The 15,582-nt window shown below is 59.5% G+C and carries 13 protein-coding genes; 5 read left to right on the top strand and 8 right to left on the bottom strand.

Going from position 1 to position 15,582, the window contains the following annotated elements:
- Window positions 1–33 precede the first annotated feature (33 nt).
- Window positions 34–1,011: a helix-turn-helix domain-containing protein gene (locus NAC44_RS13095; protein ID WP_250941383.1), complete on the top strand. Its 978-nt coding sequence runs from the start codon at window positions 34–36 to the stop codon at window positions 1,009–1,011.
- Here the strand turns inward: NAC44_RS13095 and NAC44_RS13100 are convergent.
- Window positions 917–1,684 carry an IclR family transcriptional regulator gene (locus NAC44_RS13100; protein WP_250941498.1) on the bottom strand — a complete coding sequence of 256 codons (768 nt, stop codon included), beginning with the start codon at window positions 1,682–1,684 and terminating at the stop codon, window positions 917–919. The two genes, NAC44_RS13095 and NAC44_RS13100, sit on opposite strands and share 95 nt — an antisense overlap.
- Before the next feature lie 147 nt (window positions 1,685–1,831).
- On the opposite strand from NAC44_RS13100, the gene NAC44_RS13105 reads away from it, so the two are divergent.
- The 3 genes from NAC44_RS13105 to pcaF are packed head-to-tail and all read left to right on the top strand — an operon-like array spanning window position 1,832 to window position 4,440.
- Window positions 1,832–2,539 carry a 3-oxoacid CoA-transferase subunit A gene (locus tag NAC44_RS13105; protein WP_250941385.1) on the top strand — a complete coding sequence of 236 codons (708 nt, stop codon included), beginning with the start codon at window positions 1,832–1,834 and terminating at the stop codon, window positions 2,537–2,539.
- The gene (locus NAC44_RS13110; RefSeq protein ID WP_250941387.1) at window positions 2,536–3,225 is read left to right on the top strand and encodes a 3-oxoacid CoA-transferase subunit B; all 690 of its coding nucleotides are present in this window, start codon (window positions 2,536–2,538) and stop codon (window positions 3,223–3,225) included. The genes NAC44_RS13105 and NAC44_RS13110 overlap by 4 nt, the downstream gene beginning before the upstream one ends.
- A gap of 9 nt (window positions 3,226–3,234) precedes the next feature.
- Window positions 3,235–4,440, top strand: a complete 1,206-nt coding sequence (pcaF, locus tag NAC44_RS13115; RefSeq protein WP_250941389.1) for a 3-oxoadipyl-CoA thiolase — start codon at window positions 3,235–3,237, stop codon at window positions 4,438–4,440.
- A gap of 3 nt (window positions 4,441–4,443) precedes the next feature.
- Here the strand turns inward: pcaF and NAC44_RS13120 are convergent, their stop codons facing one another.
- From NAC44_RS13120 to NAC44_RS13150, 7 genes are all read right to left on the bottom strand, one after another.
- Entirely contained in the window at window positions 4,444–6,120 is a 1,677-nt protein-coding gene (locus NAC44_RS13120) for a glycerol-3-phosphate dehydrogenase/oxidase (RefSeq protein ID WP_250941391.1), read from the bottom strand.
- A 20-nt stretch (window positions 6,121–6,140) separates the two neighbouring features.
- A complete protein-coding gene (locus tag NAC44_RS13125; RefSeq protein WP_250941394.1) occupies window positions 6,141–7,643 on the bottom strand; it encodes an FGGY-family carbohydrate kinase in 1,503 nt (500 codons plus the stop codon).
- Between the two features lie 14 nt (window positions 7,644–7,657).
- Window positions 7,658–8,503, bottom strand: coding sequence for a DeoR/GlpR family DNA-binding transcription regulator (locus NAC44_RS13130; protein WP_250941396.1), 846 nt, complete (start codon window positions 8,501–8,503; stop codon window positions 7,658–7,660).
- A 126-nt stretch (window positions 8,504–8,629) separates the two neighbouring features.
- Window positions 8,630–9,577: a D-ribose ABC transporter substrate-binding protein gene (locus tag NAC44_RS13135; protein ID WP_250941398.1), complete on the bottom strand. Its 948-nt coding sequence runs from the start codon at window positions 9,575–9,577 to the stop codon at window positions 8,630–8,632.
- 210 nt (window positions 9,578–9,787) lie between these two features.
- Complete coding sequence (locus NAC44_RS13140; RefSeq protein ID WP_420839937.1) at window positions 9,788–10,795, bottom strand: ABC transporter permease; 1,008 nt, start codon at window positions 10,793–10,795, stop codon at window positions 9,788–9,790.
- Between the two features lie 35 nt (window positions 10,796–10,830).
- Entirely contained in the window at window positions 10,831–12,378 is a 1,548-nt protein-coding gene (locus tag NAC44_RS13145; protein ID WP_250941402.1) for a sugar ABC transporter ATP-binding protein, read from the bottom strand.
- A gap of 13 nt (window positions 12,379–12,391) precedes the next feature.
- On the bottom strand, window positions 12,392–13,084 hold the full coding sequence (locus NAC44_RS13150; RefSeq protein WP_420839932.1) for a DUF2291 family protein: 693 nt from the start codon (window positions 13,082–13,084) through the stop codon (window positions 12,392–12,394).
- 835 nt (window positions 13,085–13,919) lie between these two features.
- Between NAC44_RS13150 and NAC44_RS13155 the strand changes: the two genes are divergently transcribed.
- The gene (locus NAC44_RS13155) at window positions 13,920–15,554 is read left to right on the top strand and encodes an FGGY-family carbohydrate kinase (RefSeq protein ID WP_338022086.1); all 1,635 of its coding nucleotides are present in this window, start codon (window positions 13,920–13,922) and stop codon (window positions 15,552–15,554) included.
- Window positions 15,555–15,582 lie beyond the last annotated feature (28 nt).

Consider the following 15,582-nt stretch of genomic DNA (forward strand, 5'->3'; position numbering starts at 1 on the left):
AATTGCATTATCCGAACACGGAGGAGAAAGACGATGCAGCAGAAGGCCATTCCGACCTATCGCCTTTATGGCGAAAATTCTAATACAGAGCCGGATTTCTGGATGCATTGCGAGACAATTTACGCCCGCAGCCATCTATATCGCTTTGAAATCGACCTGCACCGGCATGAGGCGTTTCTACAACTCTTGTACTTTCATGCCGGGGATGGCGAAGCGGTGCTAAAGGGGCAGACCTTTGCCATCACCCCGCCCACCGCCATTCTCGTGCCGGCGGGTTTCGAACATGGCTTTCGCTTTTCCCGCGATATCGAAGGCGTGATCGTTACGCTTCTGCCTGCCGCCCTGCCGCTTGCGGTGCAGACGGTGCTGCGGCGGCATCTTGCCGATCCGGTGCTGTTATCGCTTTTGAGCCATGCGGATGAAGCCTATCTGTCCGAGACGATCAGGCGGATCAAGACGCTGAACGACAGGCCTGCAATTGGCAGAAGCGCGCTGCTGATGGGATTGGTCTCCAGCCTGCTCATCATGCTGACAACCATCGCCGATGCGGCGCAAAGCGGCCAGGGACCGGCGCTCGATCCCGATACGGCGCGCATGGAAACACTGGCAGGATTGATTGCCGCGCATGTTCGTCAGCAGCATCTGGCCGGATTTTATGCCGACCGTCTCGGCCTGTCGCTCACCCATGCCAACCGCATCGCCAAGGCCAGAACCGGAAAAACAGTGCAACAGCTGATCACGCAAAAGCTTCTCGAAACGGCACGGCAGGAGCTGATCTTCAGCCATTCCAGCGTGCAGGATATCGGCCTTGCTCTGGGCTTTGCCGATCCGGCCTATTTTTCCCGCTTTTTCAGCCGCGAATGCGGCGTCACACCGCGGGCATGGCGCATGATGGAACGGCAGAAACTGACGGATTTCACCGATGAGGCCCATGCAGCAGCGGCTGCAATGTCCGCGCCGTCATCTGCAACGGTTCAAGAAACCGCTCCACCATCTGACCCGCGGGGATGATCGCCGCCGGTGCGCCGATATTGATCGCGGCCACCACCATGCCCCGGTCATCGCGCACCGGAACGGCAATCGAGCAAAGACCGATTTCCAGCTCCTGATCGATCACCGCATAGCCCTGCGCCCTGACGCGGGCGATCTGCGCCAGCAGCGCCTGCCGGTCCGTAATGGTGTGCATCGTATGGGCTTTGAGATCGGAGCGATCGATAAGCTGTGCGGCCGCCTCATCGCTCAAGGCGGCCAAGAGCACCCGCCCCATGGAGGCGGAACAGGCGGGCAGACGACTGCCGGGCATGAGATTGATCGACATGACCCGCTTTTGCGCCGCCCGCGCGATATAGACGATTTCCACCCCGTCCAGAACCGAGGCCGAGGCGCTTTGCCCCACCGCCTCCGAGAGCTGATCAAGATGCGGCTGCAAGATCACCGGCAGCGGCGTCGCCTCCAGCCAGGCATGGCCAAGCCGCAGGATTTTTGGCGTCAACTGGAAAAACTTGCCGTCGTAATCGGCATAGCCCAGTTCCGACAGCGTCAGCAGACAGCGCCTTGCGGTTGCCCGGTCAAGCCCGGTGATACTGGCGGCATCGCTGATCGAGAGGCGTGGCCGCTCGTGGCTGAAGGCCTCAATCACCTTCAGACCTTTCGCCAAACCGCCCATCCTGTCCCGCTCACTGATCTCTGCCATGCATGCCACGTGCGATAATCGAACAAAATTCTTATATCGCACATTTTACTTGCCGTCGAGGGAAAACCAAGCCTATCTGATGCGGAGGAGTGGGTTGCCCTCATCAGGCAGCCTTCATGAGAAACAGCGGGAGTTTTCATGGACAAGACAATTGCCAGCCTGGCGGATGCCGTCAGCGCCATCGGCGACGGTGCGACCGTGATGATCGGCGGTTTCGGCGGCTCCGGCGCGCCGATCGAGCTGATCCACGCCCTGATCGACAAGGGGCCGAAAAATCTGACCGTCATCAACAACAATGCCGGAAACGGTCGCATCGGCATTGCCGCGATGATCGATGCGGGGCTGGTGCGGAAAATGATCTGCTCCTTCCCGCGCTCATCCGATGCCCGCGCCTTCAACGACCGCTATCTGGCCGGCGAAATCGAGCTGGAGCTAGTGCCGCAGGGCACGCTGGCCGAGCGCATTCGCGCCGGAGGTGCCGGTATTCCGGCCTTCTACACCCCAACCGGCTATGGCACGGAACTGGCCGAAGGCAAGGTGATTGCCGAATTCGATGGCCGCCCTTATGTGCAGGAGCGCTGGCTGAAGGCGGATTTCGCCATCGTCAAGGCCCATCTCGGCGATGTGCAGGGCAATCTGACCTATCGCAAAGCGGGCCGTAATTTCAATCCGCTGATGTGCATGGCCGCAGCCACCACCATTGCTCAGGTCTCGAAAATCCTGCCAGCTGGCGGCATCGATCCTGAACAGGTCGTCACGCCGGGCATTTTCGTCGATGGCGTCGTCGAAGTCGCCAATCCGCAGCAGGAAGAAGAGCTGATCCGCAAGGGAGTGGCCTACGCATGAGCATCGACACACGCGACGACATCAAGCTCTCCAACGCCCAGATCGCCTGGCGCGCGGCGCAGGACATTGCCGATGGCGCTTACGTCAATCTCGGCATCGGCTTTCCCGAAATGGTGGCAAAATTCCAGCCGCCGGGCCGCGAAGCAATCTTCCACACCGAAAACGGCATTCTGAATTTCGGTGAAGCCCCTGCTGCGGGCGAAGAAGACTGGGATCTGATCAATGCCGGGAAAAAGGCAGTGACGTTGAAACCGGGCGCGGCCTTCTTTCATCATGCGGACAGTTTCGCCATGGTGCGCGGCGGTCATCTCGATGTGGCGATCCTCGGAGCCTATCAGGTGGCTGAAAGCGGCGACCTTGCCAATTGGCGCGTCGGTTCCAAGGGTGTGCCCGCCGTCGGCGGTGCCATGGATCTCGTGCATGGGGCCAAACAGGTCTGCGTCATCACCGAACACGTCACCAAAAACGGTGAGCCGAAACTGGTGGAGCGCTGCAGTTTTCCGCTGACGGGCGTTGGCTGCGTTACCCGCGTCTATACCAGCCATGCAGTGATCGATATCGTCGAAAAGCGCTTCGTTCTGCGCGAAAAACTTGCCGCCATGACCATGGACGAATTGCAGGCGATGACCGGCGCGAAGCTGCATCTTGACGGCCCGGTCGCCGATCTCATCGTCCCGGCTTTGTAAGGAAAGACCATGTCAGACGCCTTTATCTGCGCTTATATCCGCACACCCATTGGCCGTTTCGGTGGCGGTCTCTCTTCCGTGCGCGCCGACGATCTCGGCGCGGTGCCCTTGAAAGCCTTGATGGAACAGCATCAGGGCCTCGACTGGGAAGCAGTTGACGATGTGATTTACGGCTGCGCCAATCAGGCGGGCGAGGACAACCGCAATGTGGCGCGCATGTCGCTGCTGCTGGCGGGTCTGCCGGTCTCCGTCACCGGCACGACGATCAACCGGCTTTGCGGCTCCGGCATGGATGCCGTGATCGCCGCGGCCCGCGCCATCAAAGCCGGCGAGGCCGAACTGATGATCGCCGGCGGTGTCGAAAGCATGAGCCGCGCGCCCTTCGTCATGCCCAAGGCGGAGACCGCCTTTTCCCGCAATGCCGAAATTTACGACACCACCATCGGCTGGCGCTTCGTCAATCCGGTGATGAAAAAACAGTATGGCGTCGATTCCATGCCGGAAACCGGGGAAAACGTCGCCGAGGACTACAAGATCTCCCGTGAGGATCAGGACAAATTCGCCGTACGCAGCCAGAACAAGGCGGCTGAAGCCCAGGCCAATGGCCGTCTCGGCAAGGAAATCACTCCGGTGATCATTCCCCAGCGCAAGGGCGATCCTGTCGTGGTTGACAAGGATGAGCATCCGCGCGCCACAACGCTTGAAACGCTGGCCAAGCTTGGCACGCCCTTCAAGAAGGAAGGCGGCACCGTCACGGCGGGCAATGCCTCCGGCGTCAATGATGGCGCGGCAGCTCTGATCATCGCCTCGGAAGCGGCGGCGAAAAAACATGGGCTGACACCGATTGCCCGCATACTCGGCGGCGCCACCGCAGGCGTGCCCCCCCGCGTCATGGGCATCGGCCCCGCACCCGCCAGCCAGAAGCTGATGGCACGGCTTGACATGCGCGAAAGCCAGTTCGACGTTATCGAACTCAACGAGGCCTTCGCCTCTCAGGGACTGGCAACGCTGCGCCAGCTCGGCATTGCCGATGACGATGCCCGCGTCAACCGCAATGGCGGTGCCATCGCCCTTGGCCATCCGCTCGGCATGTCAGGTGCGCGCATCACCGGCACGGCGGCGCTGGAACTGTCGCTTACCGGCGGGCGCTATTCGCTCTCCACCATGTGCATCGGCGTCGGTCAGGGCATTGCCGTAGCGCTGGAGCGCGTCTAAGCCTTACAATCTTATCGAATGGAAAGCCCGCAGATGCTGGAGCAGCGCCTCCACTTCGCGGGCTTTTTCCGTTTCGCTCCAAGACAGTGCTTCGGCGGCAATCGAAGCCATGTCATCCAGACCGGCACGGGTCAGTGAACCGTCAATCGCCATGCTGGTGCGGCGCATGACGAGGTCTGCCAGATGAACGACGCTTTCACACCGGACGATCCAGTCGATTTCGCGCGCACTCCAGTCCGGCATGCCTGCCAGCCGGGTTCCATCGGAATGAACGGAGACAAAGGCAAGCACCATCGCAGCCGTTGTGCCATAACGGGCAAGCAGTTGCTCCGCCCGGCTTTGCGATATCCGGAAACGCTGGATCGTCTGGGCAATCCATGCCTCGCGCGCCTCAGGCGTTTTCGGAAAGTCCCGGCCACCGCCGATCGGCAGGGCCTCGGTGCTTTTTAGTCTCGATCGTCCAAGCCGGGTCAGCGCCATATCCGCCACCTCCTCGGCAAAGCCGCGAAAGGTCGTCCATTTGCCACCGACCAACGAGATGATGGGAAAGCGCCGCGCGCCTTGAGGCTCGATCACCGGAGCCGAATGGTCGCGGCTGATCAGGCCGGGATTGTCTGCATTCGAGGCCGGAAGCGGTCTTATGCCGCTATAGCTGTAGACGATCTGGTCTTCGCTGAAGCTCAGGCCCGGCAAGAGCGACCGCAGGCTTTCAAGAAAATAGCGGGTTTCCTCAGCCTCGCAGCGCACGCTTTCGGGATCGTCTGCCGGAATGTCGGTCGAGCCGACCAATGCCAGACCGAGATAGTCATAGACCAGGCAGATACGTCCGTCATCGGCCTCGAAATAGATCATGTGACCATCAAGCTGTTTGAGCAGCTCCGGGTGATCGAGCAGGATATGCGATCCCTTGGTGCCGCCGATCAGCTTTGACGGCGCACCCAGCTTTTCATTCACCCGGTCGATCCATGCACCGGCAGCATTGACGACAAGCTGAGGCAGGAGCGCAAGGGTCTGGCCATTGGCAAGCCGGAACATCAGCCGTCCCTGATCACAATCGACAAGATCGGTATAGGTAAGGGCAGCTGACCCCGGATGGGCGGCAAGGCCATCAGTCACCAGTTCATAGACCAGACGCTCGGGACGGCTTATTTTGGCATCATAATAGATGCCGCCCGCAACAATCCGCTCCGTCAGGGCCGGAATACGCTGCCGCGCCGCCTTTTTGGAAAGAAAACGGTGGCGCGGCATGACCCGGTGGCGCGCACCGTAAACATCATAAAGCCAGAGGCCGAGCTTTACCAGCAATGCACCACGGCTGCGTGGCGCGGTGGTGGAGCCGAAAAGCGTGCGCAAGGCAGCCGGAATGCCGCGCAGAACCGAAAACACCGGCAGAAAGGTTGGCAAAGGTTCAACGCAATGCGGCGCATTTTTCAACAAAAGATTGCGCTCCAGCGTCGATTGCGCCACAAGCGAAAACTCACCTGTTTCCAGATATTTCAACCCGCCATGAATGAGGCGGGAGGGCGCAGCGCTGGTGCCTGCAGCAAAATCGGCCTTGTCGATCAAAACACAGGTCACACCCTGTTCGCACAGATCGCGGAAAAGACCGGCACCATTGATGCCTGCTCCCAGAATAACGACATCGACCGGCCTTGTCTGCTGTGACAGTGTGTCGATCATCATAGCTCCCCCGGTCGCTTTTACCCCAATGTCTGCAAGCGCCGCCAGATGGGCTTCATCGCATCGGCAAGATCGCAAAAGACATCAAAACGTTGCTGATAGGTCAAAATCCGCCCCGGATCGGGCCGATAGACCCGCTCTATTGCGGCCTTGTCCCGTGGGTCCGCAAGGGGGGAGGCAAAGAGCCCGACGCCCGCCCCGGCACAAAGTGCCGCCCCCCAGGCGGCTGCTTCTTCCGTCTGCGTCACCGTCACCGGCATGGCCAGCACATCGGCAAAGAGCTGCGCCACCAGCGGATTACGCGAAACGCCACCCGTCAGCCTTGCCTGCATCAGAGGAAAACCACCCTTCAGCGCATCGACATGGATGCGATGGTTGAAGGCAATGCCTTCCAGCACAGCCCGCAGCATGTCGCCGCGCTCATGCCAGCCATTCAAGCCGAAAAAGCCGGCGCTGGCCTCCGAGCCATAGGGTGAACCGAAAAGGTAAGGATGAAACATCACCGGAGAGGCGCGGCTGAAGGCTGCTTCGATCTCTGGCACCAGCAGGTCATGGATCGATTGGCCGCGCGCCTGCCGTTCCGCCGCACAAAGCCTGTCGAGAAACCAGTCGTAATTGGTGGTCGAGGCCGGTGAAATTGCCATGGCGTTCCATTCACCCGGCTGAATACCATTGCGGCAGAACCAGGAGGGATCGATCTTCGGCTCCAGTGTCAGGGTCTCGTTGATCGAATAGGTTCCGGCGATGACAGCGGCAATGCCCTCGCCATAGCCGCCAATGCCGAGCGCCGAGGCCGTCACGTCATGCAGACCGGCAACGACCGGCGTCCCGGCCAGCAAACCCGTCCGTCTGGCGGCATCTTCCGTCACATAACCGGCAATCGCATCGGAAGCATAGGCAGGCGGCAGGGCCTGCGCCAGATCCTGCAAACCAAAAAGATCAAGCGCTTCACGACTGTATTGCTGGGTTCGGACATCGGTAAAGGAGGTGCTCGCCTCGGTCAGATCAGTGCCGACCGTGCCGGTCAGGCAATAACGCAGCCAGTCCTTGCAGCTCAGGATATGGCCGATACGGGCATAGCGTTCCGGCTGATGCCGCTCGATCCAGCCGAGCAGGCTGGACGGTGCTGAGGCATGCGGCAATTGCCCGGTGAGATGCAGCATGGCATCCGCCGCCTCACCGTCACACCACTGGCTCGCAAGCTCGCCCGCCCGGCTGTCCAGCGACAGAATGCCGGGACCAAGGGGCGCGCCATGACGGTCGAGGAGATAGAGCCCATCGCCATGGGCGGTTGCGGCAACGGCGGCAACATCGGATTGCGGCCGTCCGGAAAGCCGCATCACCTCACGGATGGCCTCTGCCGTTGCCTGCCAAAGCCCCGCCATATCCCGCTCGACATGACGCGGCTCTGGCAGCAACTGGCTGACGCGCCGCCGCGCCACAGCAAGCTGGCGGCCTGTTTCATCGAACAGAACTGCCTTGGTCACGGTCAAACCGCTATCGATCCCCAACAGGCTTGGCACAGTTTTCCCCTCCCTCAGGCGCGTTGAGATTTTACCTCGTCGGCAACCAGGACATTGACCCCCTTGTCGCGCAGCCGGTCCAGAGCGGACATCGGCATGGTGTCATCGACAATGACGACATCGAAATCTTTAAGCGCGGCAAAACAGTGCAGCGCCCGCCGCTCGAACTTGGTCGTATCGGCCAGCAGAATGCGTTTTGCCGCGCTGTCAAACATGGCGCGCTTGGTATCGACCATTTCCGGCGACTGGTGAAAGGCCGTATCATCCAAGATCGCCGACATCGACATGAACGCCGTATCGGCGCGCAACCGACCGATTTCCTGAATGGTGATATGGCCCATAAAGGCATTGCACCAATTGTAATATTGTCCGCCAAGGCTGATCAGCGTCAGATCGCGGATATCCTTCAGCGTGTTGATCAGCGTCAGCGAATTGGTGATCGCCGTCAGCGGCACCTTGCCGGGCAATTGCCCGGCCATATGCTGGACCGTGGTGGAATCGTCGAGAAAAATCGCCTGCCCTGGCTCAATGAAGGTCAGGGCCGCATCGGCAATCTGCTGTTTTTCCCGCCCCTGCCGACTGGCCCGATAAACGTCGCTGGCCTCGATCAGGCTGGTCGGTGTGGCCGAAACGATACCGCGCGTCTTGCGGAACAGGCCGCGACTGACCAGATCATCGACATCGCGATGCGCCGTCATCAGGCTGATACCGAAGCGATCCGTCAGATCCTCGATACGAAGCGAGCCTTCCGCCATCACCGCCTCGGCAATCAGCTGCCTTCGCACCAGTTGCCTGGCATGGCGGCTGTCGCTTGGCAGTTCTTCAGCCAGCAGCGTTTCGATTTTGGCTTTTTCGCTCACGGTTTCATCCGGTTATGATCACAATCGGCGCAGTCCTATCAGATATATATCTCAGTAACCGATTCCGGTCCTGTCAGCAAAACATTGCGAAAAAGGGAAACGGGCTTGCCCGCTTCCCTTCCCGTTTCAGTTGGACAGCACGAAGGGGGCGGTATATTTCGCCACATTGTCCTTGGTGATCAGCAGGCAGTCGAACAGCTGCTTTTCACTGGATGCGCCGGTCTTGCCGGTTTTGAGGAAACTGTCGGCTTCCTCCACGGCCTTGGCGGAGAAGACGGCCACCGGCTGAAGCACGGTATATTGCAGTTCACCGGCCTTGATCGCCGCAACGGCATCGGGAGACCCATCGAAACCGCCAACCTTGACCTGGCTGAGTTTGCCCGCTTCCTTCAGTGCCGCAATTGCGCCCAGCGCCATTTCGTCATTGCCGCTGATCACACCGATAATATCGGGATGGGCCTGAAGAATGGACTGCATCTTGTCATGACCCTGGGTGCGGTCCCAGTTGGCCACTTCCTTGGCAACCCGCTTCAGATCGGGATATTGCGACAGCACGGTTTCATAGCCGTTGGAACGGGTGGCGGCATTGTTGTCGGAAGGCGCGCCGAAGAGTTCGGCATAATTACCCTTGTCGCCGACATCCTGCACCCATTGCGTCGCCCCAAGGGCTGCCCCTTGCGCATTGTTGGAGACGAGCTGAGCCTTGGCGAGACCTTCCTGGTTGATTTCGGCATTGACGAGGAAGACCGGAATGCCGGCGGCAACCGCCTTTTTCACCGCACCGATCGAGCCATCAGCATTGGCGGGATCGAGAATGATTGCCTTGGCCTTGTTGGTGATGGCCGTATCGATCAGGCGGCTTTCGGTGTTGGTATCACCCTTGTGGGCGCTGACGGTGGCGGTGTAGCCCAGCTTTTCCGCTGTGGCTTTCGCCACCTGGCCTTCCGTGTACCAATAGGGGTTGGACGGATCGTTGACGATGATTGTCATCAATCCATCGGCAAAGGCGACGCTGGCCATCAGCGGCAAAGCCGCGGCGGCGGCCATCATAAGTTTCATTCCCTGCTTGAACATGATCTCACTCCCTTTCCATGTGCAGAGGCGATGCCGGTTTTCCCGGCGGCTTTCCGCGACGGCCTGTGGGGCAGCCCCTCCCCGGCGCGAATTCTTTATGTCCGGCCAATCGTCGTGCAGCCGGAGACATCAAAAGTGGCAGACTCTCTATTTCTTTGTTTCCGTTTGTTTTTCGGGAAAATCGGGTTCCACTTTTTCTCAGAACAAACTCTAACGCCGACCGAAACGAATGCTGTTGAGCAGCACGGCAAGCACGATGACCGCGCCGGTAAAGACGGTTTGCCAATAGGCGGAGACGCCGATGATGACGAGACCGTCCGAGAGAAAGCCAATAACGAAAGCGCCAAGCATGGTGCCGAGCACATTGCCGCGCCCACCGGTCAGGGCCGCCCCGCCGATCACCACGGCGGCAATCGCCGTCAGCTCATAGGAGGTGCCTGCCGTCGGCCCGGCAGATGTCAATTGCGACGACAGAACCAGACCGGCAAAAGCGGCGGTGATGCCGGACAGGACATAGACGGCAATCTTCACCCGCTTCACCGGCACGCCGGAAAGCTCTGCCGCCCGTTCATTGCCGCCCGAAGCATAGAGCCAGCGGCCAAAGGCGGTGCGCGACAACAGCACGGCGCACAAGATGGCCACGGCCGCCAGAATGAGAACGCCGATCGGCACGCTGCCAAGCCGGTTGAAACCCAGCCAGTCGAACCCGGTATTGCCAAGCTCCGGCTTGCCGCTCAGATTGTTGTAGGTCAGCCCGTTGGTCATCAGCAGCGCTGCACCGCGCGCCACATAAAGCGAACCGAGCGTGGCGACGAAAGGCGGCACCCGCAGGAAGGCAATCAGCACCCCGTTGACCGCCCCGACGAAAGCACCAAGCAGCGCCGTCAACACCACCACCACCCAGACGGGCGGATAGAGGATGATCCCATAGTCCTTCAAGGTGACGCCATGCATGAGAAAACCGGCGACCACACCACAAAGACCAAGGGTCGAGCCGACGGAGAGGTCGATGCCGCCATTCAGGATCACCAGCAGCATGCCAAGCGCCAGAAGACCATAGATCGCCACATGCGAGGCCATGATCAGGAAATTATTGACCGACAGATAATAGGGCGACAGCGATGAAAACACGGCGATGATGGCGATCAGCGCGAAAAATGCCCGTGCTTCGAACAGCATCTGCGCCAGATTGAGTTTGCGTTTTGCCTGCCGGGCCATGGTTTTCTTCTCCGATGTCGTGATGGCGGCCATGGTCATTGCTCCCCTTGCGCATCATCTGCGACCAGAGCCTGCCCGGAGGCGGCCATGATCTGTTCCTTCGTCGCATCCGGGCCGAATTCGGCGGAAATCCTGCCGCGCCGCATGACCAGAATACGATGGGCAATTGCCAGGCATTCGCTGACTTCCGATGTGGTGTAGATCACCGCCAGCCCCTGACGTGCCCCCTCGGCCAGAAGCCGGAAAACTTCCGCCTTGGCGCCGATATCGATACCCCGGCTCGGCTCATCCAGCAGGATGACATCCGGCCTGGTCGCCAGGATCTTGCCGATCACCACTTTCTGCTGGTTGCCGCCGGAGAGCGAGCCGATCGCGGCCCCGCCACCATCGGTCTTGATATGCACACGGCGGATCGCATCCTCGATCAGGCTGCGCTCGCGACCGGGTGAGGTGAAAAACCGGCTGGCGAAACTGCCAATGCTGGCAAGCGACAGATTGGCGCCGACCGTCATCGTCTGCACCAGGCCGTCGCGCTGGCGATCTTCCGGCACCAGCGCCAGACCGCTTGCAATACAATCGGCAATGCTGAAATGGGTGATGTCCTGCCCGTTCAGTTTCACCTGTCCACCTGTGGCTTTCAGGCGCCCGGCTATACATTCCATAAGCTCTGTGCGCCCCGCCCCCATCAAGCCGTAGATGCAGAGAATTTCCCCGGAGCGAACCGAGAGCGACAGATCGTCCACCACCTTGAAACCAGCCCCGGACGGGTCCATGACCGTCAGCCCGTCGACAGAAAGCGCCACCTCACCCCAGTCATAGCCGGTGGGTGGCGAACCGAGATCAAAGCCATCGCCAACCATGTTGCGGACGATCCATTCGAGATCGATGTCCTTGCGCTCGGCATAAGCGGTCATCGCGCCATCACGCAGCACCACGGCATGATCGGTGATCTGCAACGCCTCTTCCAGATGGTGGGAAATATAGACGATCGAGACGCCACGACGTTTGAGATCGCCGATCACCTTGAACAGCACCGCCACTTCGGAGGCACTGAGTGCCGAGGTCGGCTCGTCCATTATGAGAATGCGCGAATTGACCGACAGGGCGCGGGCGATTTCAACAATCTGCTGCTGACCGAGCCGCAGTTCCTCGACAGGGGTGAGCGGATCGATATCCTCTTCCAGCTCTTCGAGCAAAAGGCGGGTTTGACGCTCTTCCTCGGCGAAATCGACGCCGGTCGCTGTCATGATTTCCCGGCCCATGAAGATGTTGTCGCGCACATTCATGTTCGGCGCGAGGCTCAATTCCTGATGAATGATGGAAATGCCAAGGTCGCGCGCATGGGAGGAACTGGCAAAACTGACGGCTGTACCATCGAGCACAATCTCGCCGGATGTCGGCTGCACCACACCGGAGAGGATTTTCATCAGGGTCGATTTTCCCGCCCCGTTTTCGCCGAACAGCGTCGTCACCTGTCCCTGATAGATGTCGAAATTCACACCCTTCAAGGCATGGATATTGCCATAGGACTTGGCAATATTGCGCGCCGCCAGAACGACGGTCTTGCCTGTCTCCTCAGCCATCATCGTCGCCATCCTATTTGACCTCGATGCTGACGGGCGTGACCTGCCAGTTTTTCGGATTGATCAGGGTGAAAGCGCCGACAACGCTCACCGTCTTGCCGGTCAGCTCATCCGGCTTGAGTGTCGCCAGAACGTCCTTTTTCACTTCGTTGTTGATGGCGGAACCGGCATCCTGATACTGGATCTGGTTGACGAACTGGCCAAAGGTGATCTTGCCGGTGGCATCGCGCAGATCGGTGCCGTTCAACGCCGGACCGGTCTGAACCCTGACGGTGATTGCCGGATCCATGCCATCGATCTTGACCACATTGTAATTGGCCTTGCGCTCGGTCACAGTGCCGGTGAATTTCACCGGGAAGACCGCGCCAATGCCCGCAGGCACCCCATAGGTCTTGGTTGCCGCCTGCTTGTCTGCCGTGATCGCCTGCGCCAGTTTCACCGCATCGACAGCGCGCGCCTCGACATCGGCCTTGATCTTGGGAAAGGCTTCGGCGCCATAGGTTTGCGGCGAAAAGACCTTGGCGCGAAAATCGTCGGCAGAGCCAATTTTGACCACTTTGGTGTCGAACGCCATGGCCGCGAGAATGGCTAGCACCGCAACCGTTATCACACCATAGGACCGGGTTTTTCTTGAGGATGGCTTGACACGTTCCTGCTTCGCCGCAGGAGCTGCCTGGCTTTGCTTTCCGGCTGTCGTCGCATTCATAAGTTCTAGACCTCCAGGCATTTCAGTCAGCGCTTTTCGTCATAACGCAAAAGCACGCGGTCAGCGTGCCGCAGCAAACGCCGGACAAGGCGGGAAGGATGATAGAGAAACGGGTTCAGATGCGGCCTGCGCGCTTTTCACGCACAGGGGAAAACAAGACAGCCAGTACGGAGCTGCATAATCTCAAACCTGTCACGATATTCCTCCTCAAGCACAAGCGATCCGTGTCGGACAACGACCACCTGCTTAAACCTCCATTCAGCCGGAACCCGAAGATCACACGCCGGTATCCGTCTGCGCCATTCCCCCGCTCTCCTCAGGGTTATGACCTCACCCATATCGCCATCAATGATAGATATGTGTTATAAATTATCCAAAACATGTTATAATTTATCAGAGCTGTCAATTGCCTCTGATCAGATTTTTTGACGATATCAAAATATCGATCCACAACCCCAACAAAACAGACAGATGATCTGCAAAGCCTTGCCTTCAGCATCCATTGCTTGGTCAAAATCATGAAATTTAAAAAATCATCTATTAAATACAGCAATATAACCCAAATCATGCGATATGATTGATCGATTGCAACCGCAACCAATCTATTGCGAAGCAGCAACAACCAGCCCCCATCCATCACCCCGCCTTCTTGCTGTCACGGATAAGGGACGCGACATATCTTCCAGACAATGCGCAAAAATTATCTCATAGAGAAATTTTTTACGAGACTTATGATAATTCTATGTTATCAATACCTCACTCTCATGGGATCATTCCCATCACAGTGACAGACCACGAGGCCGACAGAGGATCGGCAACGCTCCGGAGGAGGAGCGTGAAACAGCGGTTTGAGGAGGCTGCGGTGAAACAGGCAAAAGCGGATGTCATCATCGGCATCGATGCCGGGACCTCGGTGATGAAGGCTGTGGCCTTTACCCTTGCCGGTCAACAACTGGCTGTCGCATCCGTGCGCAATCATTATCAGACCGGCGAGGATGGCTCCGTCACCCAGTCACTCGACCAGACATGGGCAGACTGCTGTAAAGCCCTGAAGGCGCTTGGTGAAAAACTGCCCGGCCTTGCTGCCCGCACCGCAGCCCTTGCGGTCACCGGCCAGGGCGACGGTACATGGCTTGTCGGCAAGGACAATGCACCTGTGGGTGACGCATGGCTCTGGCTCGATGCCCGCGCCGCGTCCACCGTCAGCCAGCTTGCCGCTGGCGAGATGGACAAGGCGCGCTTTAGCGCGACCGGCACTGGCCTCAACACCTGCCAGCAGGGGAGCCATATGGCCCATATGGATCGCCATTGTCCCCAGCTTCTCGACCGGGCCGAGGTGGCACTACACTGCAAGGACTGGCTCTATCTGAAACTCACCGGGGTTCGCGCCACAGATCCGTCCGAAGCAAGCTTCACCTTCGGTAATTTCCGCACGCGCGCCTATGATCCGATTGTGCTGGAAACACTTGGCCTTTCTCATCGCCGCGCCCTGCTGCCGCCCATTCTTGAAGGAACCCAGCAGACCGATCCCTTGACGGCAAAGGCGGCGGCCGCCTGCGGCCTGCTCACCGGCACGCCGGTCGCACTTGGCTATGTCGATATGGCCATGTCGGCGCTCGGCGCCGGTGTGCGCAGCCATCGAGCCAATGCCGCCTGCTCCGCCATTGGCTCGACAGGGGTGCATCTGAGAGCCAAGCCGGTCTCGAGCGTGACACTCAATACGGCACGCACCGGCTATGTCATCGCTTTGCCGCTGCCGGGCATCGTCACCCAGGTCCAGACCAATATGGGCGCAACCATCAATCTCGACTGGCTTTTGTCACTCGCTGCCGATCTGATCAGCGAGTGCGGTCTCGAAACCAGCCTGAGCGACCTTATTCCCCGGATCGATGACTGGTTCAACCAGAGCCAGAAGGGCACACTTCTCTATCATCCTTATATTTCCGAGGCGGGCGAACGCGGCCCCTTTGTCGATCCCCATGCCCGCGCCGGCTTTACCGGGCTGAACAGCCGCCATCGCTTTGCCGATCTGGTGCGCAGCGTCATCGAGGGATTAAGCCTTGCCACCCGTGACTGCTATGCCGCCATGGGCGACATGCCCGCCGAATTGCGTTTAAGCGGTGGTGCCGCCCGCTCCACAGCGCTGCGCCGCAGCCTTGCTGCCGCCATTGGCGCACCGGTGCGCATATCGAGCCGCGAAGAGGCGGGCGCTGCCGGTGCCGCGATGATGGCCGCTGTCGCCATCGGTGCCTATGGCATGATGGACGACTGTATCGAAGACTGGGTCTCGCCGCTGCTTGATGCGCCGGAACCTCCGGTCATGGCGGATTGCGCCCGCTTCGACCGGCTTTATGCCGCCTATGCCGCCACACGGCGGGCATTGCAGCCGGTCTGGTCGGATCTTTCGTCCGCACCGGCCACGACCGGCAGAACAGAGACAGCGGAAACATTGCTGGAGGCGCATGGATGAACCTCTGTCCTTTCGCCTCTCACACGCT

Origin of the sequence: Allorhizobium sonneratiae, from assembly GCF_023700755.1 — a bacterium.
Lineage (GTDB): Bacteria > Pseudomonadota > Alphaproteobacteria > Rhizobiales > Rhizobiaceae > Allorhizobium > Allorhizobium sonneratiae.

Bases quoted from the DNA above. Each gene is read 5' to 3' on its own strand.
- NAC44_RS13095 (WP_250941383.1), top strand. From the start codon at position 34: ATGCAGCAGAAGGCCATTCCGACCTATCGCCTTTATGGCGAAAATTCT.
- NAC44_RS13105 (WP_250941385.1), top strand. From the start codon at position 1,832: ATGGACAAGACAATTGCCAGCCTGGCGGATGCCGTCAGCGCCATCGGC.
- NAC44_RS13110 (WP_250941387.1), top strand. From the start codon at position 2,536: ATGAGCATCGACACACGCGACGACATCAAGCTCTCCAACGCCCAGATC.
- pcaF (WP_250941389.1), top strand. From the start codon at position 3,235: ATGTCAGACGCCTTTATCTGCGCTTATATCCGCACACCCATTGGCCGT.
- NAC44_RS13120 (WP_250941391.1), bottom strand. From the start codon at position 6,120: ATGATCGACACACTGTCACAGCAGACAAGGCCGGTCGATGTCGTTATT.
- NAC44_RS13135 (WP_250941398.1), bottom strand. From the start codon at position 9,577: ATGTTCAAGCAGGGAATGAAACTTATGATGGCCGCCGCCGCGGCTTTG.
- NAC44_RS13140 (WP_420839937.1), bottom strand. From the start codon at position 10,795: ATGGCCCGGCAGGCAAAACGCAAACTCAATCTGGCGCAGATGCTGTTC.
- NAC44_RS13145 (WP_250941402.1), bottom strand. From the start codon at position 12,378: ATGGCTGAGGAGACAGGCAAGACCGTCGTTCTGGCGGCGCGCAATATT.
- NAC44_RS13150 (WP_420839932.1), bottom strand. From the start codon at position 13,084: ATGAATGCGACGACAGCCGGAAAGCAAAGCCAGGCAGCTCCTGCGGCG.